We start from the raw sequence: 26,699 nt of genomic DNA, 5'->3' as shown, positions 1-26,699 counted from the left end.
TGGGTACCTGACGTGCATGAACAGCGACACGTCGACCGCGCAGCTGGTGCATCAGCTGTCCGAGCAGGTGAGCACGCTCGCGCGTGACGAGATTCGTCTCGCCGTCGCCGAGCTGAAGGACAAGGGCAAGCACGCCGGTGTCGGCGCCGGGATGTTCGGCGCGGCCGGCGTGTTCGCGTGGTGGGGCGGGCTCAGCGTCGTCGCGGGCCTGATCCTGCTGCTGGCTCTCGCAGTTCCGCCCTGGGCGGCCGCCTTGATCGTCGCGGCCGCCCTTCTGCTGTGCGCGGGCGTCTTCGCGCTCGTGGGCAAGAGCCAGGTGAAACAGGCCGCTCCCCCGATCCCGCGGCAGGCGATGGACAACGTCCAGCAGGACATCGCGACGATCAAGGAGAGCGCGCACCGATGAGCGACGAGAAGAAGCAGCTGCAGGCGGAGGTCGAACGGGCCCGGCGTGAGCTGGGCGAGACCGTGGAGGCGTTGGCGCACAAGGTCGACGTGCCCGCCCGCGTGAAGGAGCAGGCGCAGGAGACGCGGCTGAAGGTCACGGCGGCGACCGACAACGCGATCAGCTCGCTGCCCGAGCCGGTGGCCGAGCAGGTCGAGAAGGCGCGCCGGCACCCCGGCGCGGTCGCGGCCGCGCTGATCGCGTTGGTCGTCGCGATCTGGGCGATTTCCCGGAGGAACCGATGAAACTCCTGTACCGGCCGCTGGGAATGCTGTTCGGCGCGCTCGGCGGGTTCCTCGCGTCCGCTCTCTTCGGGCAGATCTGGAAACTCGTCGCGGGCGACAAAGAAGCGCCCAGCGCCACCATGCGCAACCGCGCGTGGAGCGAGGTGTTGCTGGCAGCGGCGTTGCAGGGCGCGATCTTCGGCCTGGTCAAGGCCGCGATCGACCGCGGTGGCGCCAAGGGCTTCCAGAAGCTCACCGGGGAATGGCCCGGCGACGAAGAAGATTGAGCCGGCGAATCGAGACGCGGCGGTTCACGACCACACCCGCGGCGTTTTAACCTGACCCGGTTCCCCCGGGAAAGGTCAGTGATGACTCGTCAGCTGCGGGCTCGTGCGCTTTCTTCGACGTTCGAACCGCTCGGCGCCGACCCGGACGCGAAGGACCGGCACCGGCTCGGCGTCGTGCGGTTCGCCGGCACGTCCTTCAACCCGGTGGTGCGGAACGGCTACCCGGAACTGACCGTGCACCTCGCGGACGAGCACCGCGGGTTCGCCGAGGTCTGGACGAGCGCGCACGGCGTCGAGTCCGGTGAGCACAAGGCGATCGCGTACGCGCACGACGGCGAGTACCTGTTCTGCGCGGGCCGGATCCCGCCGTGCGACGAGCACACCTACGCGGGCCGGCTGGCGTTCCGCGCGGCGCTCGAACTGGCGGGCAAGCTCGGTTACCACCACGTGTTCCGGATGTGGAACTACCTGCAGGACCTCAGCCCGCGCGTCTACCGCGAGTTCCTGCTGGGCCAGGCGGAGGCGTTCGCGCGGCGGCCGGTGACGTGGAGCGGCCTCACCGCGGCCACGGTCGTCGGCTCGCGCGGCGGCGGCATCGCGTTCCACTTCCTCGCCTGCCGCACCGGCGAGCCCGTCACGATCATCTCGGCGAACGGCGCGCGCGGCGTCTACCTGAACGGGCGGCTGTACTTCTCCGCCCCGTCGCTGGACGACGCCGAGGAACTGATGAGCGCGCGCACCCTCGCCCAGTGGGGTGTCGGCGACGGGTTCGGGCTGCACGACGTGACGTCGCTGAAGGTCTACTCAGGGCGGCCGGGAGCCCAGCGCGACGACCGTCTGGCCCCCGAGACGAGCGTGGCGTTCGTGCAGGCCACCCTGCTCGGCGACGAACACGCGACGGAGTTCGAGGGCGTCGCCGGCTGAGGCCTGCGGATCTTTGAATCCTCAACTACTCTGACCCTCATGCCACAGCCAGAGGGTGAAGAGCTCGCCGCCATCCGGGCCAAGCGCGACGACCTGCGCGAACGGTACGTGAAGCCACTCGCCGAACGGGGCGGCTCGCCGACGCGCGGAGTTCACCACATCGCGTTGATCTGCAAGGACGTCGAGGAGACGATCAAGTTCTACCAGGAGTTCCTCGGCTTCCCGTTGGTCGAGCTCGTGGAGAACCGCGACTACAACGGCTCCAGCCACTTCTTCTTCGACCTGGGCGCGAAGAACCTGCTGGGGTTCTTCGACTTCCCCGGCCACGACCACCCGGCGTTCTCCGAGACGATCGGTGCCGTTCAGCACCTCGCCCTCTCGACGTCGCCCGAGCGGTTCGACGAGATCAAGTCCAAGCTGGACGAGGCGGGGATCGAGTACCTGGGCCCCGACCGCGGCGTCGAGGACAGCCTGTACATCCGCGACCCCAACGGTGTAGGGATTGAGTTCTACCGGGAAGTTCTCGGCGAGTTCGAAGGCACGACGCTGATCAACTGAGGACGGAGTCGCAGTGGCGCAAGAGGTCAAGGGCATCGTCGCCCGGGGCAAAGGTCAACCCGTCGAGCTCACCTCGGTGCTGGTGCCCGACCCCGGCCCCGGCGAGGCCGTGGTGAAGATCCAGGCGTGCGGCGTCTGCCACACCGACCTGCACTACCGCGAGGGCGGCATCAACGACGACTTCCCGTTCCTGCTGGGCCACGAGGCCGCGGGTGTGGTGGAGTCGGTCGGTGCCGGCGTCACGGATCTGGAGCCCGGCGACTTCGTCGTGCTGAACTGGCGCGCGGTCTGCGGCACGTGCCGTGCTTGTCGTCGCGGCAAGCCCTGGTACTGCTTCTCGACGTTCAACGCCTCGCAGCCGATGACGCTGACGGACGGCACGAAGCTCTCGCCCGCGCTGGGCATCGGCGCGTTCGTCGAGAAGACGCTGGTCCACTCCGGACAGTGCACGAAGGTCGACCCGGCCGCGCGCGCCGCGGCCGTCGGCCTGCTGGGCTGCGGTGTGATGGCCGGTGTCGGCGCCGCGGTGAACACCGGTGGCGTGGGCCGCGGCGACTCGGTGGCCGTGATCGGCTGCGGCGGTGTCGGTGACGGCGCCATCGCGGGCGCGCGCATCGCCGGCGCCGCGAAGATCATCGCCGTGGACACCGACCCGCGGAAGCTGGAGTGGGCCAAGGGTTTCGGCGCCACGCACACGATCAACGCCCGCGAGGTCGACGACGTCGTCACGGCGATCCAGGACCTGACCGACTCGTTCGGCGCGGACGTCGTGATCGACGCGGTCGGCCGCCCGGAGACGTGGAAGCAGGCGTTCTACGCCCGCGACCTCGCCGGAACCGTTGTCCTGGTGGGTGTTCCGACGCCGGACATGCAGCTCGAGATGCCGCTGATCGACTTCTTCAGCCGCGGCGGCTCCCTGAAGTCCTCGTGGTACGGCGACTGCCTGCCGTCGCGCGACTTCCCGATGCTGGTGGACCTCTACCAGCAGGGCCGCTTCGACCTGGACGCGTTCGTCACCGAGGAGATCCAGCTCGACGGCGTCGAGGCCGCGTTCGAGAAGATGCACCACGGCGACGTGCTGCGATCGGTCGTGGTGTTCTGATGGCACTGCGCGTCGACCACACCGTCACCTCGGGCACGTTCTCGCTCGACGGCGAGACCTTCGACGTCGACAACAACGTCTGGGTCATCGGCGACGACGAGGAGTGCGTCGTCATCGACGCCCCGCACGACGTGGACGCGATCCTCAAGGCGGTCGACGGCCGCCGCGTGGTCGCGATCCTGCTGACGCACGCCCACGACGACCACGTCCGCGTCGCCCCGGACCTGGCGCACGCGACGGGTGCGCCGATGGCGTTGCACCAGGCCGACCACGTGGTCTGGAACCTGACGCACACCGGCGTGATCCCGCACCAGGCCCTGGAAGACGGTCAGGTGCTCACGGTCGCCGGCGAGGAGATCCACGTGCTGCACACGCCCGGCCACTCGCCGGGCGCCGTGTGCTTCCACGTGCCCTCGCTGGGCGCGGTGTTCACCGGCGACACCCTGTTCCAGGGCGGACCGGGCGCGACGGGCCGGTCGTTCTCGGACCGGCCGACGATCGAGGCGTCCATCCGGGAGAAGCTGCTGACGCTGCCCGGCGACACGGTGGTGCACACGGGCCACGGCCCGGACACCACGATCGCCGCCGAGGTGTTCTAGCGGCGGTGTTCTAGGCGAAGACGATGTCGACGGACTCGGGGTGTTCGACCGAGTCCGTCAGCACGTGGAACGGGTGCGGCCCGTCCGGCAGGTCGAAGGCGAGCGCCACGACCTCGTCGGCGTCGAACAGCCTGACTCGCCCGCTCACGCCCCTCAGGACGCCGGAGAAGTACGGCATCGCGGCCGCCTCGGGCCCCGGCTCGCCACGCCACACCCTCACGGTGACCGGTCCGTCGACAGACGGCTGGACGCTGAACGCGACGGAGTCGTCCTCCACGTCGTACTGCGCCGCCGCCGGGTCCCACGAGTCGTGCCGGAGCCCGGAGACGTGCGCGTCCTCCAGGAACAGGCACCCGTGGTGGACCTCGGCCGTGACGGCGACGATCAACTCGCCCATCAGAACCTCGGCGGCCGCTTCTCCAGGAACGCCGTCACGCCCTCGGCGTAGTCGGCGCTGGAGGCGGCCTCCGCGTACAGGGCGCGCACGAAGTCGTCCTCGTGCCCGCCGTCCGTGATCGAGTTGATGATCTTCTTGGCACCGCGCACCGACACCTGCGCGCGGCCGGCGATCTGCTCGGACAGTTCCTTCACGCGGGCGTCCAGCGACTCCACGACCTCGTTGACGAGACCGATGCGCAAAGCCGTGGCGGAATCCAGCAGGTCCGCCGAGAACAGGATCTGCTTCGCCCATGCCGGGCCCACGGCGTCCACCAGGGCCTTGGTCGAGGTGAAGTTGTAGACGATGCCGAGCTTCGCGGGCGTGATGCCGAACCGGGCATCAGCGGACGCCACCCGGATGTCGCAGGCGAGAGCGATCTCGCAGCCGCCGCCGACGCAGAAGCCGGACACGGCGGCGATCGTGGGCTTGCCGAGCTGGGAGATGGCGCGCTCGCCCAGGTGGACGGCCTCGCCGTAGTGCGCGGCGCCTTCCGGGCCGCGGCGCAACGTGCCGAACTCGGCGATGTCGGCGCCCGCCGAGAAGTGCTCGCCACCCCGGATGACCAGCACGCGGACGTCGTCGGCGGCGGCGACGCGAGCCATCAGGCCTGGCAGTGCCGACCACATGTCGAACGACATGGCGTTGCGCTTGGCCGGGCGGTTGATCGTCAACGTCGCGACCGGGCCGGCCGCGGTCAGGTCCAGGAACTCGCTCACCCGCCGCACGATACCCATCAGGTTCTGGGGGCACGCGCGGTCACATGGGGGTAGGAATGCGTTCACGCCCTTGTAAAGTCGCTTGCCGACAGAGGGAGGGAACGTGACCGCGGCCGCGATCGGGGCTTCGACGCTGCGCACGCTCGCGGTGCGCCTGCGCACCAGTGCGCCGGTGTCCGCGCGCATCCTCTCCGAGCTGGCGAGCGAGCTCGACAAGGGTGGGCCGGTGGCGGACCTGTTGTGCTCGCACAGCGCCGTGCACAGCCCGTTGTTCGGCATCCAGGCGCTCGCGGGCGTGCGGTTGCTGATGTTGTCGGGCAAGGCGCCGGAGCTCAGCCAGCGGTTCTCGAGCGCGCACGCGGCGGCGATGGCCGGGGAGTCCGACTCGACGGCGTTGCTGGCGTGGCTCGCGGCGCGGCGGGCGATCGTCGAGAACGCGGGCGACATCCTCGCGGCGCTGGACCGGACCGTGCAGCAGCACCAGCCCAAGACGGCCGCGTTCCTGCTCAGGGGCCTGACGATGATCGGCGCGCCGAAGGTCAGGTTGCTGGAGCTGGGCGCGTGCGCCGGACTGAACCTCATCCTCGACCACTACCGCTGGTTCGGCCTCGGCTGGGAGTGGGGCGACCAGGACTCGCCGGTGCGCCTCGCCGCCGTCGGGCCGCAGCCGCCGCCCAAGCTGGAGATCGTCGACCGGGCCGGGTGCGACCTGCAGCCGCGCGATCCGGCCGACCCCAAGCACGCGATGATCCTGCACTCGTTCATCCCGCCCGAGCACGACGCGCTGCGCTGGGACCTCGACGACGCCATCGAGCTCGCGGGCAAGGTCGGCGTGAAGGTGGCGCGCTCCCCCGCCGGCCGGTGGCTGCGGGAGAACCTCGTGCCGCCCGACGAGCGCGCCACGTACACGGTGATCTGGCACAGCTCGTTCTGGGCGTACCTGAGCGAGGACGAGCGCAACGAGATCGAGACGACGCTGACCGCGGCCGCCGGCTCGATGCCACTCGCGCGCGTCGCCTACGAGTCGACAGACTTTCGCTCAAACCCCAGGCTGACGGTCACCATCTACAGCTAACGTGCGCCGTCGTGAAAACGATCCGCGCCTCCCTGCTGGCCGTCGCTCTCTTCACCACGGCCCTGACGGCACCGGCGAACGCCGCCGTCTCCGACCACGACCTGGCGTTCCACTGGGCCCCGGTCCACTACCAGGACACCGACTCGTCCGACCACGACGCCGACTACCTGTCCACAGTGGACTTCGACGGCGACTGGAACACGCTGAACAACTGGGAGAACCAGCCCCAGCTCGCGAAGCTCACCGGCGCCGCCTACTACAGCGTCGTCGAGACCTCGACGCACTGGTTCCTCGTCTACGGCTTCTACCACCCGCGCGACTGGGACGACCAGCCCGACCCGTTCGGCACGAGGACCCACGAGAACGACCTGGAGGGCGTCCTGCTCGCCGTCCGCAAGGACGCCGGGTTCGGCAAGCTCGAAGCCGCGGTCACGGTGGCGCACAGCGACTTCTACTCCTACACCCCGGCCGGCTCGCCCTACACCAACGGCAGCGAGACCATCGACGGCACGCTGCTGCTCAGCAACGGCCGCCCCACGACGTTCCAGGAGGCCAAGGGCCACGGCCTGTACCGCTGGAACGGCGCCGAGTTCCCCGGCGGCGACGGCGTGGTCTACGTACCCGCGGCCACCGGCGAGGTGCCGTCGGGCGGCAACGACCGCAGCGTGGGCTACCGGCTCGTGAACATCCTCGACGCCAACGGCATGTGGGCGCGCCGCAACAACACGGAGACGTTCGCGTCGTTCGGCACGTTCCGCGGCGACAACGGCAAGGACAACGCCGCGCACGCGCCGTGGGGCTGGGACGACCAGAACGACGGCCCGATCTACCGCGGCTACCTGGCCACCGACCCGGCCGCCGTCATCGATCGCTACTTCGCGAACAAGGGCACCTTCAGCCTCACCTACACCCGCAACGCCTTCCGCTGACCGGCCGCAAACGTTTACAGTGTGTTTCACCGCCGCCGTGACTCCTCCCCGAGATGAGGAACGCATGGACGGCAGGATCAACCGCAGGCTGCTGATGAAGTCCACCGTCGTGGCCGCGATCGCCCTCCCGACCCTGAACGGAACGGCGATCGCGGTGCCGGAACTGCCCTGGCCCGCCGCCAACGACATCGTGCGCAACACACGGCTACCGCAGTTCCCCGACCGGAATTTCGACGTCACCACGTATGGCGCCAAGGGCGACAACAAGACCGACAACACCGAGGCGTTCAAACGCGCCATCACCGCGTGCAACGCCGCCGGCGGTGGTCACGTCACGGTCCCGAAGGGCACCTACGTCACCGGCGCGATCCACCTGCTGAGCAACGTCGACTTCCACCTCGCCGACGGCGTGCTGTTGAAGTTCTCGGGCGACGCCTCGAAGTTCCCCACCGTGTTCACCCGCTACGAGGGCATCGAGTGCATGAACCGCTCCCCCATGGTCTACGCGCACCGCCAGACCAACATCGCCCTCACCGGCAGGGGCACGCTCGACGCCGGCGCGACCGGCAGCTGGAACAAGGGCAGCGACCGGAGCTACCTGGAGTCGTTGGTGGCCAAGGGAACCCCGCCGGAGAAGCGCGTGGTTCCGGGTTCGGGCAAGAACATGCGGTCGACGTTCATCGAGCCCTACGACTGCGACACCGTGCTGATCCAGGGCATCACCTTGAAGAACCCCAAGTTCTGGCAGATCCACCCCACGCTCTGCCGCAACGTCACGGTCGACGACGTGCACACCGACCCCACGACGTCCGCCAACAACACGGACGCGTGCGACCCCGAGTCGTGCGACCACGTCGTGATCTCCAACAGCGATCTGGGCGCGCACGACGACAACGTCGCGATCAAGTCGGGCCGGGACGAGGACGGTCGCCGCGTCAACGTGCCGTGCCAGAACATCGTCGTCGTCAACTGCCGCATGAACGGCAACTGGGGCGCCATCACGTGCGGCTCCGAGCAGACCGGCGGCATCCGCAACGTCTACGGCTACAAGCTGAACTGCGTCAACGCCACCAAGTTCGCGCTCTACGTCAAGTCGAACACCAAGCGCGGCGGCTTCTCGCAGAACATCAACCTGGACAGCGTCTCCGGCACGTTCGAACGCGCCTTCGTCTACGTCACCACGACCTACAACTCGCAGACGGGCGGCAACGTCCCGAAGTTCGGCCCGTTCACGGTCGCGAACTCCAGCAGCACCAAGGCGTCCAAGGTCCTCGACGTGTCAGGCCTGAGCCAGGAGCACGTGAAGGGGCTGGAGCTGCGGGACTCGAAGTTCACCGTCAGCTCCACCACCAACACCGTGAAGAACGTCGACGGCCTGAAGTTCACCAACGTCACGGCGAACGGCAAGCCGATGACCAGTTAGGCGACCCGCGGGTACTTCCGCACCATGCCGGGTGGCGCGGCGAAGGGTGCCCACGTGCCCTCCGCCTGCGCCAGGCGGTCCGCCACCACCCACAGGACGGTGGAGTTGAAGCCGTACCCCAGGTGCGAGGACGACACCTGGACGTTCTCCCGGCGCGGCCCCGGTTCCTCGACGCACGACTCCCACGAGACGATGCCGTCCGTCTTGGAGTAGATCGACGTGGCGGGCACCGGGATCGGCGGCCGCGTCGACTCCAGCGGCGGGAACTCGTCCTTCGGGATGTGCAGGCGCGAGAACAACCCGAACGCGGGCATGGCCCGGGACTGCACGGGGTCGCTCATGTTGTACGGCGACCCCATCGTGATCACCTGACGCACGCGGTGCGGGTGGTCGCGCGCCATCTCGCGCGCGAAGATCCCGCCGAGCGACCAGCCCACAATGGACACCGGGCCGCCGTGGTCGTCGGAAACCTTCTTCACCAAGGCGTGCATGCCGTCGACGGCGCGACGCGTGGGGCCGATGTTGCGCCCGAGGCCCCAGCCGTGCACCTCGTAACCCAAACCGGACAAAAAACGCCGCAACATGACGGTGGACGAGTCGGTCGCACCGAGTCCCGGGAACACCAGCACCGGGTGGCCGTCACCGGCGGGAGCGCCCTGCAGCGTCGACCGCGTGGCGACGAACTCGCCGACGTCGAGAGCGCAGCGCGTGGGCTCGGTGAGGTACCAGAACAGACCAGGTGCGGAGCCTCTGACGAGCTGGAGGCGAGAGGCAGCAGGAACTTCGAAGACTTCGTCCGAAGGTACAGCGGACATAGGAGCCTCCCCACACGTCGACAACCCCGAGCCGGCGTTCTGGGCGGCGTTGCCCAGTACTCCCATGATGTTTCTTGAACGATCTTTTGGCCAGTACTTTCGAGTCTCGATTCGCCACGTCCCGGTAACACGTTGGCAACCTCACAGGTGTGCAGTGCCTCTCACCTGCATGGACGTCGTTCAGCTTGCGCAGCTCCTCTACTCTTTTTCGAGTGGATCGCATGAGCTCTTTGGACGCCAGCTTCTACTTCATCGAGGACGAGAACGTGCCGATGCACGTGGGTTCCGTCCTGGTCTTCGAGGGACCGGTCCCGTCGTACGGCGACGTGATCCGGCTCTTCCTGGCGCGCATGGACCAGGTGCCGCGCTACCGGCAGAAGGTGAAGGCGCTGCCGTTCCACGTCGGCCGCCCGGTGTGGGTCGACGACGACCACTTCAACATCCTCTACCACGTGCGCCACACCGCGGTGCCGTCGCCGGGCGGGGAGGACCAGCTGCGCAACCTCGCGGGCCGGATCTTCGCGCAGAAGCTCGACGACAAGAAGCCGATGTGGGAGGCGTGGCTCGTCGAGGGTCTCGAAGACGGCCGCTGGGCGATCATCTCCAAGGTCCACCACTGCATGATCGACGGAGTGTCCGGAACGGACATGCTCCAGCTCATCCTCGACTTCAAGTCCGAAAGCGTGCTGCCGGAGCCGAAGGAGTGGAAGCCGGAGAAGCAACCGTCCACCCTGGACCTCGTGATCGACGGCGTGCGCGACGCCGTGGTGACGCCGGTGCAGCACCTGTCCGCGTTGCCCGCCGTGGCGCGCAACGTGCGGTCGCTGAGCGAGATCGTGGACTTCGGCAAGACCGTTCTCGGTTCTCTTCCCGGTACCGCCAAGCGTTTGGTCACGCGGGCGGCGACGTCGCTCAACGGTCCCATCGGGCCGCACCGCCGCTGGGTGTGGGCGCGTGCGAACCTGGCTGAGATCAAACAGATTCGCGCCGCCGCGGGTGGCACCGTCAACGACGTCATCCTGACGGCGATCACGCGCGGGTTCCGCGATCTGCTGGAGAAGCGCGGCGAACTGACCGAGGGCATGGTCGTGCGGACCATGGTGCCGGTGTCGATGCGCAAGGCGGACCAGCACAACGAGCTCAACAACCGCGTCAGCGCCGTGCTGGTGAACCTGCCCGTCGGCGAGGCGGACCCGGTGAAGCGCCTCGCGTCGATCCGCGCGCAGATGGACGACCTGAAGAGCTCGCGCCAGGCCGCGGGCGCCGACGTGATCACGAACCTGTCGAACTTCGCCGCGCCGACGCTGATGGCGCTGGGGTCGCGCACCGCGATGCGGTTCCCGCAGCAGATCCTGCAGACCGTCACCACGAACGTGCCGGGCCCGCGGATCCCGCTCTACATGCTCGGCCGCCCGCTGGTGGAGATGTTCCCGTACGTGCCGGTCGCCTCGACGATCCGGATCACCGTCGGCATCTTCTCCTACCTCGACCGGTTCACGTTCGGCATCAACGCCGACTTCGACGGCGTGCCGGACGTCCAGCTGCTCGCGGACGGCATCCGCAACGGCTTCGACGAGATGGTGGCGCTGGCCGCCGAGGCCGCGGAGAAGACGGAAGCGGCTCAGAAGGTCGTGGACGCCGCTCCCGCCAAGCCCGCTGCCAAGAAGCCCGCTCCCAAGCCCCGTGCCGTGCGGTCGACCACCAAGGCCGCCACGAACGGCGTGAAGCCGGAGACGACGGCCTGAGACACGACCTGACGATCCAGGCGGGCGCGCACGAGGCGCGCCTGACCGTGGTCGGACTCGACGCACGGCTGGGCGCCCTGGGACTGGCGCTCGGTCAGCTCGACGACGTCCGGATCGAGCTGGAGGACGTGCGCTGGTCGCGCTGGCGGGCCCGCCGCGCGACGGTCGTGTGCCGGGACGTGCACGTGAACCCGCCGGCGGTCCTGGTGGCGTCGCCCGTCGAGTTCCGCGTCGAGGTCGACAAGGCAGACATCCCGGAGTTGCAACCGTTCGGTTGGTTACCGCTGACCATCCAGTTGGTTGGTACGGAACTGCACGTCAGGCCGCACAAGTGGCTGCCCGCGAAGGTGTTCGCCGTGCCGGAGCTGCCGCGCGGCATCGAACTCGCCGGCGTCGAGCAGCACGACGACCACTTCGTGCTGACCGGGGCCGCCCCCGTGCTGCGGGAGCGGCTCACCCTCGGTCAGCTGGCGGACGTGCTCAGGCGGTTGGCGTCCATCCAGGCCAGGACCCTCTCGGACACGACCTCGGGGATCTCCATCTGGGGCACGTGACCGATGTTCGCGAACTCGTCGTAGCGCCAGTGCGGGTACCTCCGCGCCACGTACCGGGCGGCGGCGACGTTGACCAGGCGGTCCTTGTCGCCGCTCATCAGGAACACCGGCACGCGGACCTTGGCCATCGCCGCGTAGTAGGCGCCGCGCTTGGAGCTCGTGAACACGACGCTGCGCGCGGCGGCGAGGAACGCCTTGTCGAGCCCCTCGACCTTGGCCCGTTCCCCGATCAGGTGCTCGCTCGCCTGCTTGAGCTCCTCGGGGATGCCGGACGGGTCGACGCAGACCAGTTCCAGCAGCCGCTCGACCTGCCGGCGCGCGGGGACGGTCTTCGACTTCGCGAGGAACCGCTCCCCCAGGCCCGGCACCGAGTACATGAAGAACGTGCCGAGCATCGTCGGGTCAGGCCGCGTCCCGAGCACCATCGGCAGCGCGGGGTCGACCAGCACCAGGCCCCTGACCAGCTCGGGGTCGTAGGCGGTCTGGAAGAGCGAGATCAGCCCGCCCATCGAGTTGCCGACGAGGATCACGGGCTCCCGCACCACCTCGCGCAGGAACCGTCCCAGCAGCCTCGTGTTGGCCTGGACGGTGGTCTCCCTGCCCTCCGGGTTGGTGAGGCCGTGCCCGGCGAGGTCGACGGCCGTGACGCGGGCCCGCTGCGCCAGCAACGGTGCCAGCAGCACCCAGTTGAGGTGCGAGCCGCCGAGCCCGTGCACGAGGACGACGCGAGGACCGTCCTCCGGTCCGCCGAAGTCGACCCAGTGCACGGGCCCGTCGAGGTCCGCGTGGTGGCTGGTCCCGCCGAAGTGCGCCACAGTCGTCATACCAACCAGTATGTCGCCAGAAGTGACTCACCGGTAGTGAGCTCTACCTCGGCTTCCACGGCGTCGCCGGCACGCACGTCGCGGGGTCGGCCCGCCGGTCGCCCTGGACGATCTTGCCCTGGGGGTCGACGAAGCACTTCTTCCACACGTCGGCACCGGTGCCGAGCAGGGTGCCCGCCGCGTCGTAGAAGTGCAGCACCCCCTGGTCGTCGATGTTCGGGATCTGCCAGTCCGACGGGTAGTAGATCCGGACGGCGTACGTGCCATTCGCGATCGAGGCCTCGACGGTCTTGCCGTCGATCGTGTACGTCACCCGCGCCACCGTGTCGTCGACCCTGCCGAGGACGGTGCGGATGCCGGGCACGCCCTTGTAGACGGGCTTCAGGTTGAGGTCACCGCCGGCGCTCGCACCGCTGTGGTCGACCGAGAAGTGCCCCGGCAGCCACTTCACCTCGGTGCCGGAGAAGCCGGAGTTGTACTCCATGCCGCCGACGCCGATGGTGCAGTCCAGCGCCGAGTTCTCGGTGTAGAGCAACGCGAACCGGATCTGGCCTTCCAGCAACTGGTAGAGCTTCGCCTCACCGGCGGTGGCGATCTTCGCGCACCCCTTCTCGATCGCCGCGACCTCCTCCGGCGGCACGCCGAAGTCCGGTTCCTTCGGCGGTGGCGAAGTGGTGACCTGCACAGCCGGTGCGGGCGGCCCGGGGGTCGGCGGGAGCAGCGCGACGCTGGTGGCCACCGCCGCCACCGAGGCCACCCCGGCGAGCACCGGGAACAGCCACCGGCGCCTGCTCCGGCCGGTGACGGCGCGTTCGACCTCGGCGCGGATCCGGGCCTGCCGGCCGGGAGGCAGGTCGCGGGTGGGTGGGAGCATGCTGGTCATCGGTCCTCCCCTGCGGGCACGAGCACCAGGTGGTGCTGCTGGAGCTTCGACTTGGCCTTGCTGACCCGCGCGCGGACGCTGCCCTCGGTGATGCCGAAGACGGCCGCCGCGTCGGCGTACGACACCTCGGCCCACACGCACAGCGCGAGCGCCTCACGTTCGTTGCGCGGCAACTTCCGCACGGCGTCGAGCAGGTCTCGCATCCGTTGCTGGTCGTCGAGCCGTTCGGCCACGAGGTCGGCGTGGTCGGGCACTGTCTGGTCGTGGGTCGCGCGCTTGAGGTTCTTGAGGCGCCTGGTCAGCGAGCGCTGTTCGTTGCGCACGACGTTGGTCGCGACGGTGAGCAGCCACGGCAGCGCCGACTCGCGTTCGAGCCGCACGTCACCGCGCTTGCGCCAGGCCAGCAGGAAGGTCGCCTGCAGGTGGTCCTCCGCCTCGGCCCACGAGGCCGTCAACCGGAAGCAGTGGTTGTAGACCGCCTTCGCGTGCCGGTCGAACAGCACCCCGAAGGCGTGCGCACCGCCCCCAGCGGCCTGCGACCACAGCGCGCGGTCGTCAGGGTCTTCGGTTGTCATGCCTGTTCGTGTCCGCCCGCCCCGGAAGTGTTGGCACCGTCTTCACGTGCCGCTCTACCGTTGCGGAGCGTGGCACATCTGGGGGTGGCGGGGATCGCGCGGGCGGCGTACTGCGAGGACGTGCCTCCTAGTACTGACCGAGCCAGGCCTCGTCGATCCTCAGCTGTGCCTTGCCCTGCGTCGAGGTCTTCTCCACCCGCACGTGCCGGGTCGTCGTGTTCGCGGGCAGGTCGAGGAACTGCACGCCCCGGTGGTTGGGCAGCGAGCCCGACTTCACCTTCGTCCAGGTGGTGCCGTTGTCGGACGTGTAGAGGTTGTAGGCCTTGATCCGCGCTGAGTTCGACGCCGGGTAGGTGGTGGAGTCCTCGCGCTGGTTCAGCGCGACGTACGAGACCTTCTTCGCGCTGCCGAGGTCGAACCGGAGCGACACCGTGCCCGCACCCGTTGCGTCCCAATAGGTCTGGTAGTTGCCGTCGGCCGCGTGCGAGGCAGGGTGACCGGACCCCGCGGCCGAGGCGCTCATCGTGTAGCTCGACGGCAGGATGACGCCTTCCCGTCCGGCCGTCTCGACCTTGAACACCGTGTCGTACTGGTCCCAGTTCGCGATGCCGGTCAGCGTGATCGTGCCCGCGGACTGCGACCACTGCACCGCGGCCCCGGTGCGCAGATTGGTCACGCGGCTGACCTTGTAACCGTTGTCGCGCACCTTCAGCGTGCTGCCGGACGGTTTGGTGATGACGTGCACGTAGTGGTTGTCCGGGTTGGACTTCGAGACGGTCGTGACGCCGTGCGCGCCGTCGTTCCAGAACCCCGGCTTGAGCCCGCCGTGCAGGTAGCCGCCGCCGTAGGTGCCGCCGATCGACTCCCAGATGTCGCCGAGGTAGGTGTTCGCGAAGGTGTTGAAGGAGGCCTGGTTCGAGGGGAACCTGCCGTTGACCATCGCGGTCTCCGCCATCAACGCCTTGACGTCGCTGCCGGCGTTGGTGATCAGCCGCCCGAGCGTGAGCTTGTGGTCGACGGCGGAGTTCGAGCCCGAGTACCACCACGCGCCGGTGCTCGGCAGCTTGAAGCACGCCTCGATGAGTCTCGGTGCGGCCGTGTAGACCGCCTGCGGGTAGTCGTAGTTCGGGGTCATGCCGGTCTTCTGCTCGTTGCTGATCGTGTCCATGATCGGCGTGTCCTCGTTGTTGTTGCTGAGGACCATGTCCGGCCGATCGCGCCGGATCCGTTCGTACAGGCCGTTCTGCTCCCAGTACGCGTTGTCGTTGTCGATCCAGAACCCGGCGAGCTTCGGGTAGCGCTGCATCACCTCGACGAAGTTGTCGTAGCTGAACTGCCCGAACCCCGGCCGTTCCTGGAGGTTCACCGCCTTGCCCTTGTACTTCGAGTACCCGGCGGAGTCGAGCCACTCGTGCCCGCCCTCGTCGTGCCACTGCGGGTCGTCGGTCATGTAGTTGACGACCTTCACGCCCTGCGCGGAGGCGGCGTCGATCAGCTCGCCGAGGAAGTCCCGCTTGGTGGCGCAACTGCCGGGAATCGCCGACGGCCACGCCCGCGCGTACCCGAGCCTGCTGTGGAACGACGCGAGCACGATGTACTGCGCGTGCAGCTTCTTCGCCTCGTCCACCCAGTACCGCGCGTTCCACCCGCCGCCCGTGACGGCGGCTTCCCAAGCGGCACAACTGGTGTAGCCGGGACTGGTCCGCATCCCCCAGTGCAGGAACAGCCCGGACGTGGCCGCCCGCAGCCAGTCCTGGCGTGGGTGCAGCACCTCGGCGCGGGCCGGCAGGCTCACGCCCGCGACGAGAAGGACGGCGGTCATCACCACGCCGAGCCGGCGCAACGTTCTCCGCACGAGCGAGCCTCCTGACGGACGGGCTCCCCGCGGCGGAGGGAAGACGTGCCCAGGTCTACGCCGATCCCGCCCCCACTTCAAGAGTTCATCGGAGGTCTGACGTTGTTACATGACCGAAGGCGGCGGATTTTGCCCGAATGAACCGATGTCTGCTCGCGTCTCACCACGTGGGCGGCCTGGCCGAACGCGGCGTGCGGGTGTCAGCATCGGAGGCGTGTCCCAGGCATCCGTGCTCAGCACGCGCCGTCACGTCGACCTCCGTCGGCAGGCGAGCGCGATCTGTGCCGTGCCCGCCTTCGCCTGACCGGAGAGCAGCCCCTGCGAGAAGGGGAGGGACGCATGAGCCGCACCGCCGCCACCGTGCTCAGGTCCGTGCTGGACCACGGGCCCGTCGCGCGCAGCACCATCGCCCGCCTCACCGGGCTGAGCGCCGCCACCGTCACGAAGCAGTACGCCGAGCTCGCCGAACGCGGGCTGGTGCGCGAGGTCGACGCGCGGGTGCCGCGGGTGACGATCGGGCGGCCGCACGTGCCGGTGGACATCGACGTGGAACGGCACGTGGTGTGCGGGGTGCACATCGCTTACGGGCACACGACGTTGTCGCTCGTGGACCTGCGCGGGCGGGTGCTCGCCGAGGAACGCGAGCCGCACCACCGGCCGAGTGCGACGCAGGCGTTGCGGCGGATCGCCGAACGGGTGCCCGCGTTCCTGCGGCGGCACGACCGGGTGCCGATCGGGGTTGGCGTGGCCACCGGTGGGCGCGTGGACGACGGCACGATCGTGGAGCACAGCCAGCTCGGCTGGAGAGACGTCCCCGCCGGGGACTTCCTGACCACCGCGCTCGACATGGCAGTTCAGGTCGAGTCGCACTCGAGGGCGCTCGCGCGGGCCGAGCAGCTCTTCGGGGCTGATCCCAGAGCCCGCACCAGCCTGGTGCACCTGTTCGTGGGCAACGTGGTCGACGCGGCCATCGTCACCGGCGGGTCGGTGCACAGCGGTCCGGGTGGCGCGGCGGGCGAGATCGCGCACCTGCGGCTGCGCGACGACGACACGCCGTGCCCGTGCGGGCGCAGGGGTTGCCTGGAGGCCGCGACGTCGAACCGGACGCTCGCGGAACGGGCCGCGCGGCTCGGGATCATCGCGGAACCGGTGCTGGACCTGCTGATCGAGGCCGGGCAACGAGGTGAGCCACAGGCCGTCGAGCTGTTCCGGCGACGGTCGCGGCTCGTCGGCCAGGCCGCCCAGCTGCTGCTCGACGTAATCAACCCGGACGTGCTGGTCGTGGTGGAGGCGGGCGTGATCTTCGTTCCCGGATGCTGGAACGAATTGACAGAGGAAATCACGCGCAAGGACGACGTCATTCGAACGAGTTTCGGCGCGGAGGTTCTCAGCGTCGCCGCCGGAAGTGTCGTGCTCAGCGATATCTACGGTGGAACGACTTATTTTAGCTGAGCGGAAAATAGACACCGCGAACGCCTGAACTGCACGCTTGTGGCATGACCTCAGTTCAGGAAAAGACGCTCACCGTCAAGCCGGTCGCCGGGCACATCGGCGCGGAAATCTCGGGCATCGACATTTCCCGGCCCCTTCGCGCGGCCGAGCTGGACACCCTCCAGAACGCACTCCACCGGCACAAGGTGATTTTCTTCCGCGACCAGGATCTGGACCACGCGAGCCAGATCGCGTTCGGCCGCCAGTTCGGCGAGCTCACCTACGCGCATCCGCACGACGACGCCCCGCCGACCGGTTTCCCGGAGATCTTCACGATCGACCCGCGCCGCTACGAGGACCGCTACGGCAAGGACTTCAAACAGTCCCAGAAGCGCCAGTACAGCTACTTCTCGGGCTGGCACACCGACGTCACCGCCGCGGTGAACCCGCCGGCCGCCTCGATCCTGCGCGCCGAGGTGGTGCCCGAGATCGGCGGCGACACGACGTGGACCAACCTCGTCGCCGCCTACAACGGCCTGTCGGAGCCCATCAGGTCCTTTGTGGACGGGCTCAGGGCCGAGCACCGCTACGGCGGGTCGGTGAAGGTCGCGGACGGCGCGTACGCCAAGCGCGTCAACGACAACCTGCTCGTCGCCGAACACCCCGTCGTCCGCGTGCACCCCGTCACCGGCGAGAAGGGCCTGTTCGTCAACCCCGGCTTCACCAGCCACGTCGTCGGCGTGTCGGCGAGCGAGAGCAAGGCGATCCTCGACCTGCTCTACGCCGAGCTCACCCGGCCCGAGTACACCGTGCGGTTCCGCTGGGAACCGGGCAGCGTCGCCTTCTGGGACAACCGAGCCACCGCCCACCTCGCCCCGCGCGACCTGGAGCACCTCGACGTCCAGCGCACCCTGCACCGCGTCACGATCATCGGCGACACCCCGGTGGGCCCGGACGGCCGCGAGTCCACGCTGCTCGCGGGCCGCCCGTTCACCGCCGACCACGCCGTGGTGGTGGACTGATGCTGACCAGGCGTTCCCTGCTGCTCGGCCTCGCGGCTCTCGGTGCCGCGGGGTGCTCCGCGGGCGGCACCACCACGCAGCAGGTCCTCGGCGACCTGCCCACCACACCCCCGCCACCTGACACCAGGCTGTCGATCTCCATCCGCACCACGCTCAAGCAGCTCGAAGCGAGCGGGGAACTGGGCAAACTCCCGTTCCAGGTCAGCGACTGGCCGAACATCAGCGCCGGGCCGGACGTCATCCAGGCGTTCCGCGCCCGGTCGGTGGACCTGGGCTCCAACGCCGGCATCCCGCCGATCCAGGCGCAGGCCACGCGGCTGCAGACGAAGATCGTCGCGGTCGGCGAACGCGACAAGCCGCTCTACACCTACGCCACCAAACCGGGTTCGCCGATCAAGTCACTCGCAGACTTCAAGGGCAGGAAGATCGCGTTCAGCCAGGGCCAGGCGCAGGGCGTGGTCGTCCTGCGCACCCTCAAGGAGCTCGGCCTGAAGATCAGCGACGTCGAGCTGATCCCGTTGACCAGCAACCAGTTCCTCACCGCCGTGCAGGCGGGCCAGGTCGACGTCGCCGTGCTCGCCGAGCCGCAGCTCACCAAGTACCTCGGCCAGTACCCGGACGCCACCGCGATCCCGATGAACTCCGTCGACCTGCTCACCGTCCTCTGGGCCCCGGTCGAGGTCCTCAACGACCCCGCGAAACTGGCCGCCATCAAGGCGTTCATCCCGTTCTGGGCGCGCGGCACCGTGTGGAGCTACGAGAACCCCGACAAGTGGGTCGACCACTACTACGTCAAGGACCAGAACGTCTCGAAGGCCGACGGCGACCGCATCGTGCAGTCCACCCCGCCGCTGACCTTCCCCACGAACTGGGATCGGGCGATCAAGTGGGAGCAGGAGACCGCGGACCTGCTGGCAGAAGGCGGTTTCGTGGAGAAGTTCGACGTCACCGAACTCTTCGACCGCCGGTTCGAGAAGGTCGCCGCCGAGGCCGTCGACGCCAGGTACCGGAGCCGGACATGACCCACGTGCTCGACCGCCCCGCCACCCTCGCGGCACCCACCACACCAACCCGCCGCAAACGCCTGGGACTCGGCAGACCCATCCCCTACGGCCGGGTCCTCGGCCCGGCGCTGATCCTCGCGGTCTGGAGCATCGCCTCCGCGACCGGCGCCCTCGACCCGCGCATCCTCAGCGCACCGTGGACGATCGTCCACACCGGAATCGAGCTCACTGAGAACGGCAAGCTCCCCGAGAGCATCCTCACCTCGCTGCAACGCGCCGCCCTCGGCTTCTTCTTCGGCGCCGCAACGGGAACGCTGCTCGCCATCGCGTCCGGTCTCAGCCGCGTCGGCGAGGCCCTGATCGACGGCACGGTCCAGGTCAAGCGCGCGATCCCGTCCCTCGGCCTGATCCCGCTGCTGATCCTCTGGCTCGGCATCGGCGAGGAGTTCAAGATCGTCGTGATCGCCGTGACCATCGCGACGATCATGTACCTGCAGACCTACGCGGCGCTCACGGGCATCGACAGCCGGTACGTCGAACTCGCCGAGGCCGTCGGCCTGAACCGCGCCCAGTACGTGCGCAAGGTCGTCTTCCCCGGCGCGCTCCCCGGCTTCTTCCTCGGCCTGCGGCTCGCCGTCACGGCGTCCTGGCTCTCGCTCGTGGTGCTGGAGCAGATCAACGCCACCAGCGGCATCGGCTACCTGATGTTCCAGGCGCAGAACTACGGCCAGACCGACGTGATCGTCGTCGGGCTCGTCGTCTACGGCCTCTTCGGGTTCGTCTCGGACGCGGTGCTGCGGATCCTCGAACGGAGGGCGCTGGCATGGCGACGCACGCTGTCCGGGTGAACGGCCTCACGAGGCAGTTCCAGGACCGCAAGATCCTCGACGACCTCGACCTCACCATCGCACCAGGCGAGTTCGTCGCACTGCTGGGCCGCAGCGGTTCCGGCAAGTCCACGCTGCTCAAGGCCATCGCCGGCCTCGACCACGACGTCACCGGCGAGGGCACCCTCGAAGTCCCGCACGAGGTCGCCGTCGCGTTCCAGGACTCCCGTCTGCTCCCCTGGCTGCGCGTCCTCGACAACGTCGAACTCGGCGTCAAACCCGGCAAGGGCAGGGCGGCGCTGGAAGAGGTAGGGCTCAAGGGCCGGGAACGCGCCTGGCCCGCCGAGCTCTCCGGCGGCGAGCAGCAACGCGTCGCGCTCGCCCGCTGCCTCGTCCGCGAACCCCGCCTGCTGCTCGCCGACGAACCGTTCGGCGCCCTGGACGCGTTGACCCGCATCAAGATGCACGACCTGCTGCGCGAACTGTGCGCCCGGCACCGGCCCGCCGTCCTGCTGGTCACGCACGACGTCGACGAGGCGATCGAACTCGCCGACCGCGTCCTCGTCCTGCAGGACGGCCGCATCGGCCTCGACCTCCCGGCGCACGACGCCGACCGCACGCACCTGTTGTCCGCCCTCGGCATCGGAGCACCCGCATGACGCTGCACCTCAACCTCTTTCTGCACGACACCGGCCACCACGAGGCGTCCTGGCGGCTGCCGGAGTCGAACCCGTTGGCGCACATCGACATCGCCTACCACCAGCGCGTCGCGAAGATCGCCGAGGACGCCAAGTTCGACTCGGTCTTCCTCGCGGACTCCCCGGTGCTGTGGGGAAATCCGAGCCGCAGGCCGTCCGGCAAGATCGAACCGACGATCCTGCTGACCGCGATCGCCGCCGTCACAACACGAATCGGCCTGATCGCCACGGCCTCCACCACCTACAACGACCCGTTCAACCTCGCCCGCCGGTTCAGCTCCCTCGACCACGTGAGCGGCGGCCGTGCGGGCTGGAACATCGTCACGACCGCGGGCGACGACGCGGCCCGCAACTTCGGCCTCGACGCCCAGCCCGCGCACCTGACCCGGTACGACCGCGCGGCCGAGTTCGTCGAGGTGTCGAAGAAGCTCTGGGACTCCTGGGACGACGACGCGATCGTCGCCGACAAGGCGGAAGGCGTGCACGCGCGGGACGACCGCGTGCACCCGATCGACCACGTCGGCCCGCACTTCAAGGTCCGCGGCCCGCTCAACCTGCCGCGCTCACCCCAGGGCTACCCGCTGCTCGTCCAGGCCGGCTCGTCCGAGGACGGCAGGGACTTCGCCGCGAAACACGCCGAAGCCGTCTTCACCGCGCACCAGACCCTCGAAGACGCCGTCGCGTTCTACCAGGACGTGAAGCGCCGGGCGGTCGAGTTCGGCCGCGACCCGAACGAGGTCAAGATCCTGCCCGGCCTGGTCCCGGTCATCGGCGCCACCGAAGAAGAAGCGCACGCCCTCGACGCCGAGCTGGAACGCCTGATCCTCCCCGAGCACGCCGCGAAGCAGCTCGCGGGCCTGCTCAGGGTCGACCACCTCGAACTGGACGAGGAACTCCCGGCCGACCTCCCGGACGAGGCCGCGATCGAGGGCGCCAAGTCCCGCTACACGCTGATCGTCGAGCTGGCCCGGCGCGAACGCCTGACCGTCCGGCAGCTGATCGGCAGGCTCGGCGGCGGCCGCGGCCACCGGACGTTCACCGGCACCGCGCTCCAGGTCGCCGACCAGATCGAGCAGTGGCACGCGGGGGGCGCGGCGGACGGGTTCAACATCATGCCCGCCGTGCTGCCGTCCGGCCTGGAACGCTTCGCCGACGACGTGCTGCCGATCCTGCGCCGGCGCGGCCTCTTCCGCACCGACTACACCGGCACGACCCTGCGCGAGCACTACGGCCTGCGGCGCCCGGCGAGCCAGTTCACCGCGCTACCCGTGTGACGGGTGCCCGTAGAGCCCCACGCCGGCGATCTCCAGCGTCGTGAGGAACGTGGTCGAGGCCTGGTAGGAGGCCTCGACCAGTTCCGCGGTGTGCGAGAAGTCCAGCGGCGTCACGGCCTGCACCGGCGCACCCGGCAGGTACAGCACCGGCGCGCTCTGCGAGGCCAGCTCCACCTCCAGCACCGCCTGGTTGCGCATCCCCAGGGTCGCCCAGAACAGCAACGTCTCGGCCAGCGTCTCCGGCACCGTCGGCAGGTGGCCGGGGAACGCGCAGTCAAGCACCACCAACGACTTCGCGCCCATCGCCAGCGCCTGCCGGATCGGCACGTTCGCCAGCACGCCGCCGTCGTAGAGCACGCGGTCGCCGATCCGCACCGGCGGGTAGACGCCGGGGATCGCCGCGCTGGCGAGGATCGCCGGGATCAGCTCGCCCTCGGTGATGTTCACCGCCTCGCCCGTCACGCAGTCCACCGACACCGCGCCGAACGGCAGCGCCAGGTCCGCGAACGAGGCGCAGCCGTCGAGTCCGTCGGCGAGCACGGACTCCAGCCCGGTGTTCGGGAAGAGGTAGGTCTTGTTGGTGCGCAACGACCTCAGCTGCGCGATCGGCCCGCCAGGGAACACCCGCGGCCGGGTCATGCCCTCCCACAGCAGCGCAAGCCGTTCGAACGCCTTGTCCGGGTCGAGCGCGAGCAGCGAGCCGTTGACCGACCCGACCGACGTGCCGACCACCAGGTCCGGGCGCACCCCGTGCTCGTGCAACGCCCGCAGCATGCCCACCTGCGCGGCGCCAAGGCTTCCCCCGCCGCCGAGCACGAACCCGACTGGTCCTGGCAGTTCGATCGTCACGTCCGGTGATCCTAAAGTGAGGCAACGGGTTCAGCTTGCTTCGGTCTACACTGAAGCTACTGAGTGCACGAGCAGTGGAATCGCCAGCTCGGCCCGCGTCCGCGAGCCGTGCATCCCGGTCAGGCCGCTCAGCAACGGCTCGGCCTGGCTGCGCACCACCACGTGCGCGTCCCGCATCGCCACCACGACGTCCCCGATCCGGTCCAGCGCCAGCGGGCTCACCGGCCCGAACCACCCGGCCTCGACGGCCTCGTCCCTGCTCAGCACGTCCGCGCGGGCCCCGAGGAACTCCCGCCAGGTCGACAGCACCTCGTCGCTCTCGACGTGCAGGTACCGCACCCGCGGCTCGCCGGCGACCACCCGGACCCCCTGCCAGAGCACCGGTTCCGTGTCGAAGTCGATCCGCTCGTCCACGGTGACCATGCCGTGGTCGGCCGTGACCACGAGCTGCGCGCCGGCAGGCAACCGCGACGCGATCCGCTCGGCCAGCGAGTCCACGAACTCCAGCTGGATCAGCCACTCCTCGGACCCCGGCCCGTAGAAGTGCCCGATCGTGTCGAGGTCCGCGTGGTAGGCGTAGCAGAACGACCGGTCCTGCTGGACCGCCGCGACGGCCCCGAGCGCCAGGTCGCCGAACCCCGCCACGCCGCGGAACCAGGATCCGCGCAGCACCGCCCTCGTCAGTCCGGACGAGCGGTGCAGCAACGGCGCGACGGCGCTCACCGCGACCCCGGCGGCGGCCGCGCGTTCGAACAGCGTGGGGTGCGGCTGCACGACCTCCGGCACGAGCGTCTTGCGCAGGTCGTGGCCGTGTTCGGCGGCCCGCGACCAGGTCAGCGAGTTCAGCACCTCGTCCCCGACGGCGAAGGTGTAGCCGACGATGCCGTGCTCGCCGGAGTGCAGCCCGGTGCCGATCGAGGCGATGCTCGTGGCCGTCGAGGACGGGAACCCCGCGTCGATGGAGCGGTCCGGCAGCGAGGACAGGAACGGCGCGTGCGCGGCGTGCTCGCGCAGCAACTCGTGGCCGAGGCCGTCTACGAGCAGCAGGACGACACGCCGGGCCGCGGGCAGCCCGAGCGTGTTGTCGGCACCCGGAACGTCCAGGCCCGACAGCAGTGAGGGAACGACCTCGGCGATGGTCATGAAGGACACCGTGCCACGTCGAATCGGACAGCGGGCAGAATGGCGCGCTGTGACAACGCTCATCCACCAGAAGATCGCTGACGAGCTCGGCGTGGCCGCTGGCCAGGTCGGCTCTGCTGTCGAACTGCTCGACGGTGGCGCGACCGTCCCGTTCGTCGCCCGCTACCGCAAGGAGGCGACCGGCGGTCTCGACGACGCCCAGCTGCGCACGCTCGAGGAACGCCTCGGCTACCTGCGCGAGCTGGAAGAGCGCCGGGCGGCCGTCCTCAACTCGATCAGCGAGCAGGGCAAGCTCACCGAAGCCCTCGAAGCGCAGATCCTCGCCGCCGAGTCCAAGGCGCGGCTGGAGGACCTCTACCTGCCGTACAAGCAGAAGCGCCGCACCAAGGCCCAGATCGCGAAGGAGGCGGGCCTGGAGCCCCTCGCCGACGCACTTCTGGGTGATCCTGGCCTGAACCCTCAGGAAGAGGCCGCGAAGTTCGTCGACCCGGCCAAGGAGGTCGCGGACGCCGCGGCCGCCCTGCAGGGCGCGCGGGCCATCCTGGTCGAGCGGTTCGGCGAGGACGGCGACCTGATCGGTGACCTGCGCGAGCAGATGTGGACGCGCGGCCGGGTCGTCTCCAAGGTCCGCGAGGGCAAGGAGACCGACGGCGCCAAGTTCGCCGACTACTTCGAGTTCGACGAGCCGTTCGCGAAGCTGCCGTCGCACCGCATCCTCGCGCTGTTCCGCGGCGAGAAGGAGGAGGTCCTCGACCTCGTCCTGGAGCCGGAGGAGCCCAACGAGGAAGGCGGCCCGTCCACGTTCGAGGTCCGCATCGCGTCGCGGTTCGGCATCGACGACCGGGGCCGTCCCGGTGACAAGTGGCTCACCGACACCGTGCGCTGGGCGTGGCGGACCCGCATCCTCGTGCACCTGGGCATCGACCTGCGCGGCCGGCTGCGCTCGTTCGCCGAGGACGAGGCCGTCAAGGTCTTCGCGTCGAACCTGCGCGACCTGCTGCTCGCCGCCCCGGCCGGCACCCGCGCCACCATGGGCCTCGACCCCGGCTACCGCACCGGCGTGAAGGTCGCGATCGTCGACGCCACCGGCAAGGTCGTCGCGCACGGCGTCATCCAGCCGCACGTGCCCGCGAACCGCTGGGACGAGTCGATCGCGAAGCTCGCCGCGTGGTCCAAGCAGCACAACGTCGACCTGATCGCCATCGGCAACGGCACGGCCTCGCGCGAGACCGACAAGCTCGCCGCCGACCTGATCAAGCGCCACCCCGACCTGGGCCTCACCAAGATCGTGGTGTCCGAGGCGGGCGCGTCGGTGTACTCGGCGTCGGCCTACGCGTCGTCCGAACTGCCGGGCCTCGACGTCTCGATCCGCGGCGCCGTGTCGATCGCACGCCGCCTGCAGGACCCGCTGGCCGAGCTGGTGAAGATCGACCCGAAGTCGATCGGCGTCGGCCAGTACCAGCACGACCTCGCGGAGTCGAAGCTGTCGCGCTCGCTCGACGCGGTGGTCGAGGACTGCGTGAACGCGGTCGGCGTGGACCTCAACACCGCGTCCGTGCCGCTGCTGACCCGCGTCTCCGGCATCACCGCCGGGCTCGCGGAGAACATCGTGCTGCACCGCGACTCGAACGGTCCGTTCAAGACCCGCAAGTCGCTGATGGAGGTGGCGCGGCTCGGCCCGAAGGCGTTCGAGCAGTGCGCGGGCTTCCTCAAGATCCGCGGGGGCGACGAGCCGCTCGACGCGTCCTCGGTGCACCCCGAGGCGTACCCGGTCGTGCGCCGCATCCAGGAGGCCGCGGGCGCCGAGCTGATCGGCAACACGGCGGTGCTCACGAAGGTGCGGCCCGAGCAGTTCGTGGACGACCAGTTCGGCCTGCCGACCGTGACGGACATCCTGCGCGAGCTGGAGAAGCCCGGCCGCGACCCGCGCCCGGCGTTCAAGACGGCGACCTTCGCGGACGGCGTCGAGAAGATCGCCGACCTCAAGCCCGGCATGGTGCTGGAGGGCGTCGTGACGAACGTGGCCGCGTTCGGCGCGTTCGTGGACATCGGCGTGCACCAGGACGGCCTCGTGCACATCTCGGCGTTGTCCAACACCTACGTGAAGGACCCGCGCGACGTCGTGAAGTCCGGTGACGTGGTGCGGGTGAAGGTCCTGGAGGTCGACGAGGCCCGCAAGCGCATCGGCCTCACGCTGCGGCTGACCGACGAGCCGGGCAAGCCCGCGCCGAAGCAGCAGGGCGGCGGTGGCGGCCGGGACCGCGGTGGCCGTCCGCAGCAGCGCGGTGGTGGCCAGCAGCGCGGCGGGCAGCAGCAGCGCAACTCGCCGCCGCCCGCGAGCGGCTCGATGGCGGACGCGCTCCGCAAGGCCGGGTTCGGCAAGTAGAAAGGACGGAGAACGGCCCCTCCCGCGCTCGGGAGGGGCCGTTTCTCATTTGGCGGGTGTGGGGCCTGCCGGAGGCGGCAGAAGCCAAGCCTC

The 26,699-nt window shown here is 69.4% G+C and carries 29 protein-coding genes; 20 read left to right on the top strand and 9 right to left on the bottom strand.

Annotated features, from left to right (window positions below; all coding sequences use genetic code 11):
• Positions 1 to 16: 16 nt before the first annotated feature.
• The 7 genes from ACFWNN_RS15995 (at position 17) to ACFWNN_RS15965 (ending at position 4,139) form a co-directional block, all read left to right on the top strand.
• Entirely contained in the window at positions 17 to 406 is a 390-nt protein-coding gene (locus tag ACFWNN_RS15995; protein ID WP_382440646.1) for a phage holin family protein, read from the top strand.
• A complete protein-coding gene (locus tag ACFWNN_RS15990) occupies positions 403 to 690 on the top strand; it encodes a DUF3618 domain-containing protein (RefSeq protein ID WP_382440645.1) in 288 nt (95 codons plus the stop codon). The genes ACFWNN_RS15995 and ACFWNN_RS15990 overlap by 4 nt, the downstream gene beginning before the upstream one ends.
• Positions 687 to 956: a DUF4235 domain-containing protein gene (locus ACFWNN_RS15985; RefSeq protein ID WP_382440644.1), complete on the top strand. Its 270-nt coding sequence runs from the start codon at positions 687 to 689 to the stop codon at positions 954 to 956. The genes ACFWNN_RS15990 and ACFWNN_RS15985 overlap by 4 nt, the downstream gene beginning before the upstream one ends.
• An 81-nt stretch (positions 957 to 1,037) precedes the next feature.
• On the top strand, positions 1,038 to 1,880 hold the full coding sequence (locus tag ACFWNN_RS15980; RefSeq protein ID WP_382440643.1) for a hypothetical protein: 843 nt from the start codon (positions 1,038 to 1,040) through the stop codon (positions 1,878 to 1,880).
• Positions 1,881 to 1,919: 39 nt separating this feature from the next.
• On the top strand, positions 1,920 to 2,438 hold the full coding sequence (locus ACFWNN_RS15975) for a VOC family protein (RefSeq protein ID WP_382440642.1): 519 nt from the start codon (positions 1,920 to 1,922) through the stop codon (positions 2,436 to 2,438).
• A 13-nt stretch (positions 2,439 to 2,451) separates the two neighbouring features.
• Positions 2,452 to 3,540: an S-(hydroxymethyl)mycothiol dehydrogenase gene (locus ACFWNN_RS15970; protein ID WP_382440641.1), complete on the top strand. Its 1,089-nt coding sequence runs from the start codon at positions 2,452 to 2,454 to the stop codon at positions 3,538 to 3,540.
• On the top strand, positions 3,540 to 4,139 hold the full coding sequence (locus ACFWNN_RS15965; RefSeq protein WP_382440640.1) for an MBL fold metallo-hydrolase: 600 nt from the start codon (positions 3,540 to 3,542) through the stop codon (positions 4,137 to 4,139). Before ACFWNN_RS15970 ends, ACFWNN_RS15965 begins: the two co-directional genes overlap by 1 nt.
• Positions 4,140 to 4,149: 10 nt before the next feature.
• Here the strand turns inward: ACFWNN_RS15965 and ACFWNN_RS15960 are convergent, their stop codons facing one another.
• Together ACFWNN_RS15960 and ACFWNN_RS15955 are read right to left on the bottom strand one after the other, a co-directional pair.
• Entirely contained in the window at positions 4,150 to 4,536 is a 387-nt protein-coding gene (locus ACFWNN_RS15960; RefSeq protein ID WP_382440639.1) for a hypothetical protein, read from the bottom strand.
• The gene (locus tag ACFWNN_RS15955) at positions 4,536 to 5,294 is read right to left on the bottom strand and encodes an enoyl-CoA hydratase/isomerase family protein (protein ID WP_382440638.1); all 759 of its coding nucleotides are present in this window, start codon (positions 5,292 to 5,294) and stop codon (positions 4,536 to 4,538) included. Before ACFWNN_RS15955 ends, ACFWNN_RS15960 begins: the two co-directional genes overlap by 1 nt.
• 103 nt (positions 5,295 to 5,397) lie before the next feature.
• On the opposite strand from ACFWNN_RS15955, the gene ACFWNN_RS15950 reads away from it, so the two are divergent.
• The 3 genes from ACFWNN_RS15950 to ACFWNN_RS15940 all read left to right on the top strand — a co-directional run bounded on the left by ACFWNN_RS15950 (position 5,398) and on the right by ACFWNN_RS15940 (position 8,721).
• Positions 5,398 to 6,369: a DUF2332 family protein gene (locus tag ACFWNN_RS15950; protein WP_382440637.1), complete on the top strand. Its 972-nt coding sequence runs from the start codon at positions 5,398 to 5,400 to the stop codon at positions 6,367 to 6,369.
• Positions 6,370 to 6,380: 11 nt separating this feature from the next.
• A complete protein-coding gene (locus tag ACFWNN_RS15945; RefSeq protein ID WP_382440636.1) occupies positions 6,381 to 7,298 on the top strand; it encodes a hypothetical protein in 918 nt (305 codons plus the stop codon).
• Between the two features lie 64 nt (positions 7,299 to 7,362).
• Complete coding sequence (locus ACFWNN_RS15940; protein ID WP_382440635.1) at positions 7,363 to 8,721, top strand: glycoside hydrolase family 28 protein; 1,359 nt, start codon at positions 7,363 to 7,365, stop codon at positions 8,719 to 8,721.
• Here ACFWNN_RS15940 and ACFWNN_RS15935 read toward each other — a convergent pair.
• Positions 8,718 to 9,536, bottom strand: a complete 819-nt coding sequence (locus tag ACFWNN_RS15935) for an esterase/lipase family protein (RefSeq protein WP_382440634.1) — start codon at positions 9,534 to 9,536, stop codon at positions 8,718 to 8,720. The two genes, ACFWNN_RS15940 and ACFWNN_RS15935, sit on opposite strands and share 4 nt — an antisense overlap.
• Positions 9,537 to 9,757: 221 nt before the next feature.
• Here ACFWNN_RS15935 and ACFWNN_RS15930 point away from each other — a divergent pair, with 221 nt between their 5' ends.
• On the top strand, positions 9,758 to 11,281 hold the full coding sequence (locus tag ACFWNN_RS15930) for a wax ester/triacylglycerol synthase family O-acyltransferase (protein ID WP_382440633.1): 1,524 nt from the start codon (positions 9,758 to 9,760) through the stop codon (positions 11,279 to 11,281).
• A gap of 47 nt (positions 11,282 to 11,328) precedes the next feature.
• Positions 11,329 to 11,835, top strand: coding sequence for a hypothetical protein (locus ACFWNN_RS15925; RefSeq protein ID WP_382440632.1), 507 nt, complete (start codon positions 11,329 to 11,331; stop codon positions 11,833 to 11,835).
• Here ACFWNN_RS15925 and ACFWNN_RS15920 read toward each other — a convergent pair.
• From ACFWNN_RS15920 to ACFWNN_RS15905, 4 genes are all read right to left on the bottom strand, one after another.
• Positions 11,745 to 12,659: an alpha/beta fold hydrolase gene (locus ACFWNN_RS15920; protein WP_382440631.1), complete on the bottom strand. Its 915-nt coding sequence runs from the start codon at positions 12,657 to 12,659 to the stop codon at positions 11,745 to 11,747. The two genes, ACFWNN_RS15925 and ACFWNN_RS15920, sit on opposite strands and share 91 nt — an antisense overlap.
• A 43-nt stretch (positions 12,660 to 12,702) precedes the next feature.
• Entirely contained in the window at positions 12,703 to 13,542 is an 840-nt protein-coding gene (locus tag ACFWNN_RS15915) for a hypothetical protein (protein ID WP_382440630.1), read from the bottom strand.
• Positions 13,539 to 14,117 carry an RNA polymerase sigma factor gene (locus tag ACFWNN_RS15910; RefSeq protein WP_382440629.1) on the bottom strand — a complete coding sequence of 193 codons (579 nt, stop codon included), beginning with the start codon at positions 14,115 to 14,117 and terminating at the stop codon, positions 13,539 to 13,541. The genes ACFWNN_RS15915 and ACFWNN_RS15910 overlap by 4 nt, the downstream gene beginning before the upstream one ends.
• A gap of 127 nt (positions 14,118 to 14,244) precedes the next feature.
• On the bottom strand, positions 14,245 to 15,972 hold the full coding sequence (locus ACFWNN_RS15905) for a discoidin domain-containing protein (RefSeq protein WP_382440628.1): 1,728 nt from the start codon (positions 15,970 to 15,972) through the stop codon (positions 14,245 to 14,247).
• Between the two features lie 109 nt (positions 15,973 to 16,081).
• Between ACFWNN_RS15905 and ACFWNN_RS15900 the strand changes: the two genes are divergently transcribed.
• From ACFWNN_RS15900 to ACFWNN_RS15870, 7 genes are read left to right on the top strand one after another with little or no spacing between them, the layout of a single operon-like run.
• On the top strand, positions 16,082 to 16,276 hold the full coding sequence (locus ACFWNN_RS15900) for a putative leader peptide (protein WP_382440627.1): 195 nt from the start codon (positions 16,082 to 16,084) through the stop codon (positions 16,274 to 16,276).
• A 35-nt stretch (positions 16,277 to 16,311) separates the two neighbouring features.
• Entirely contained in the window at positions 16,312 to 17,424 is a 1,113-nt protein-coding gene (locus tag ACFWNN_RS15895) for an ROK family protein (protein ID WP_382440626.1), read from the top strand.
• A gap of 44 nt (positions 17,425 to 17,468) precedes the next feature.
• Positions 17,469 to 18,425 (top strand): TauD/TfdA dioxygenase family protein, encoded by a 957-nt coding sequence (locus ACFWNN_RS15890; protein ID WP_382440625.1) that lies wholly within the window; start codon positions 17,469 to 17,471, stop codon positions 18,423 to 18,425.
• Positions 18,425 to 19,447: an ABC transporter substrate-binding protein gene (locus tag ACFWNN_RS15885; RefSeq protein WP_382440624.1), complete on the top strand. Its 1,023-nt coding sequence runs from the start codon at positions 18,425 to 18,427 to the stop codon at positions 19,445 to 19,447. The genes ACFWNN_RS15890 and ACFWNN_RS15885 overlap by 1 nt, the downstream gene beginning before the upstream one ends.
• Positions 19,444 to 20,277 carry an ABC transporter permease gene (locus ACFWNN_RS15880; protein ID WP_382440623.1) on the top strand — a complete coding sequence of 278 codons (834 nt, stop codon included), beginning with the start codon at positions 19,444 to 19,446 and terminating at the stop codon, positions 20,275 to 20,277. The genes ACFWNN_RS15885 and ACFWNN_RS15880 overlap by 4 nt, the downstream gene beginning before the upstream one ends.
• On the top strand, positions 20,253 to 20,915 hold the full coding sequence (locus ACFWNN_RS15875; RefSeq protein ID WP_382440622.1) for an ABC transporter ATP-binding protein: 663 nt from the start codon (positions 20,253 to 20,255) through the stop codon (positions 20,913 to 20,915). The genes ACFWNN_RS15880 and ACFWNN_RS15875 overlap by 25 nt, the downstream gene beginning before the upstream one ends.
• The gene (locus tag ACFWNN_RS15870; protein ID WP_382440621.1) at positions 20,912 to 22,228 is read left to right on the top strand and encodes an LLM class flavin-dependent oxidoreductase; all 1,317 of its coding nucleotides are present in this window, start codon (positions 20,912 to 20,914) and stop codon (positions 22,226 to 22,228) included. The genes ACFWNN_RS15875 and ACFWNN_RS15870 overlap by 4 nt, the downstream gene beginning before the upstream one ends.
• Here ACFWNN_RS15870 and ACFWNN_RS15865 read toward each other — a convergent pair.
• On the bottom strand, positions 22,217 to 23,077 hold the full coding sequence (locus tag ACFWNN_RS15865) for a patatin-like phospholipase family protein (RefSeq protein WP_382440620.1): 861 nt from the start codon (positions 23,075 to 23,077) through the stop codon (positions 22,217 to 22,219). The genes ACFWNN_RS15870 and ACFWNN_RS15865 overlap by 12 nt on opposite strands.
• 45 nt (positions 23,078 to 23,122) lie before the next feature.
• Positions 23,123 to 24,220 carry an alkaline phosphatase family protein gene (locus ACFWNN_RS15860; RefSeq protein WP_382440619.1) on the bottom strand — a complete coding sequence of 366 codons (1,098 nt, stop codon included), beginning with the start codon at positions 24,218 to 24,220 and terminating at the stop codon, positions 23,123 to 23,125.
• A 49-nt stretch (positions 24,221 to 24,269) separates the two neighbouring features.
• Between ACFWNN_RS15860 and ACFWNN_RS15855 the strand changes: the two genes are divergently transcribed.
• The gene (locus ACFWNN_RS15855; RefSeq protein ID WP_382440618.1) at positions 24,270 to 26,606 is read left to right on the top strand and encodes a Tex family protein; all 2,337 of its coding nucleotides are present in this window, start codon (positions 24,270 to 24,272) and stop codon (positions 26,604 to 26,606) included.
• The last annotated feature ends 93 nt before the right edge of the window (positions 26,607 to 26,699 follow it).

This window comes from Lentzea sp. NPDC058450 (assembly GCF_042721395.1).
GTDB lineage: Bacteria > Actinomycetota > Actinomycetes > Mycobacteriales > Pseudonocardiaceae > Lentzea.
Note: the sequence above shows the minus strand (reverse complement) of the source record. Positions and strands in the feature narration are given on the sequence as shown.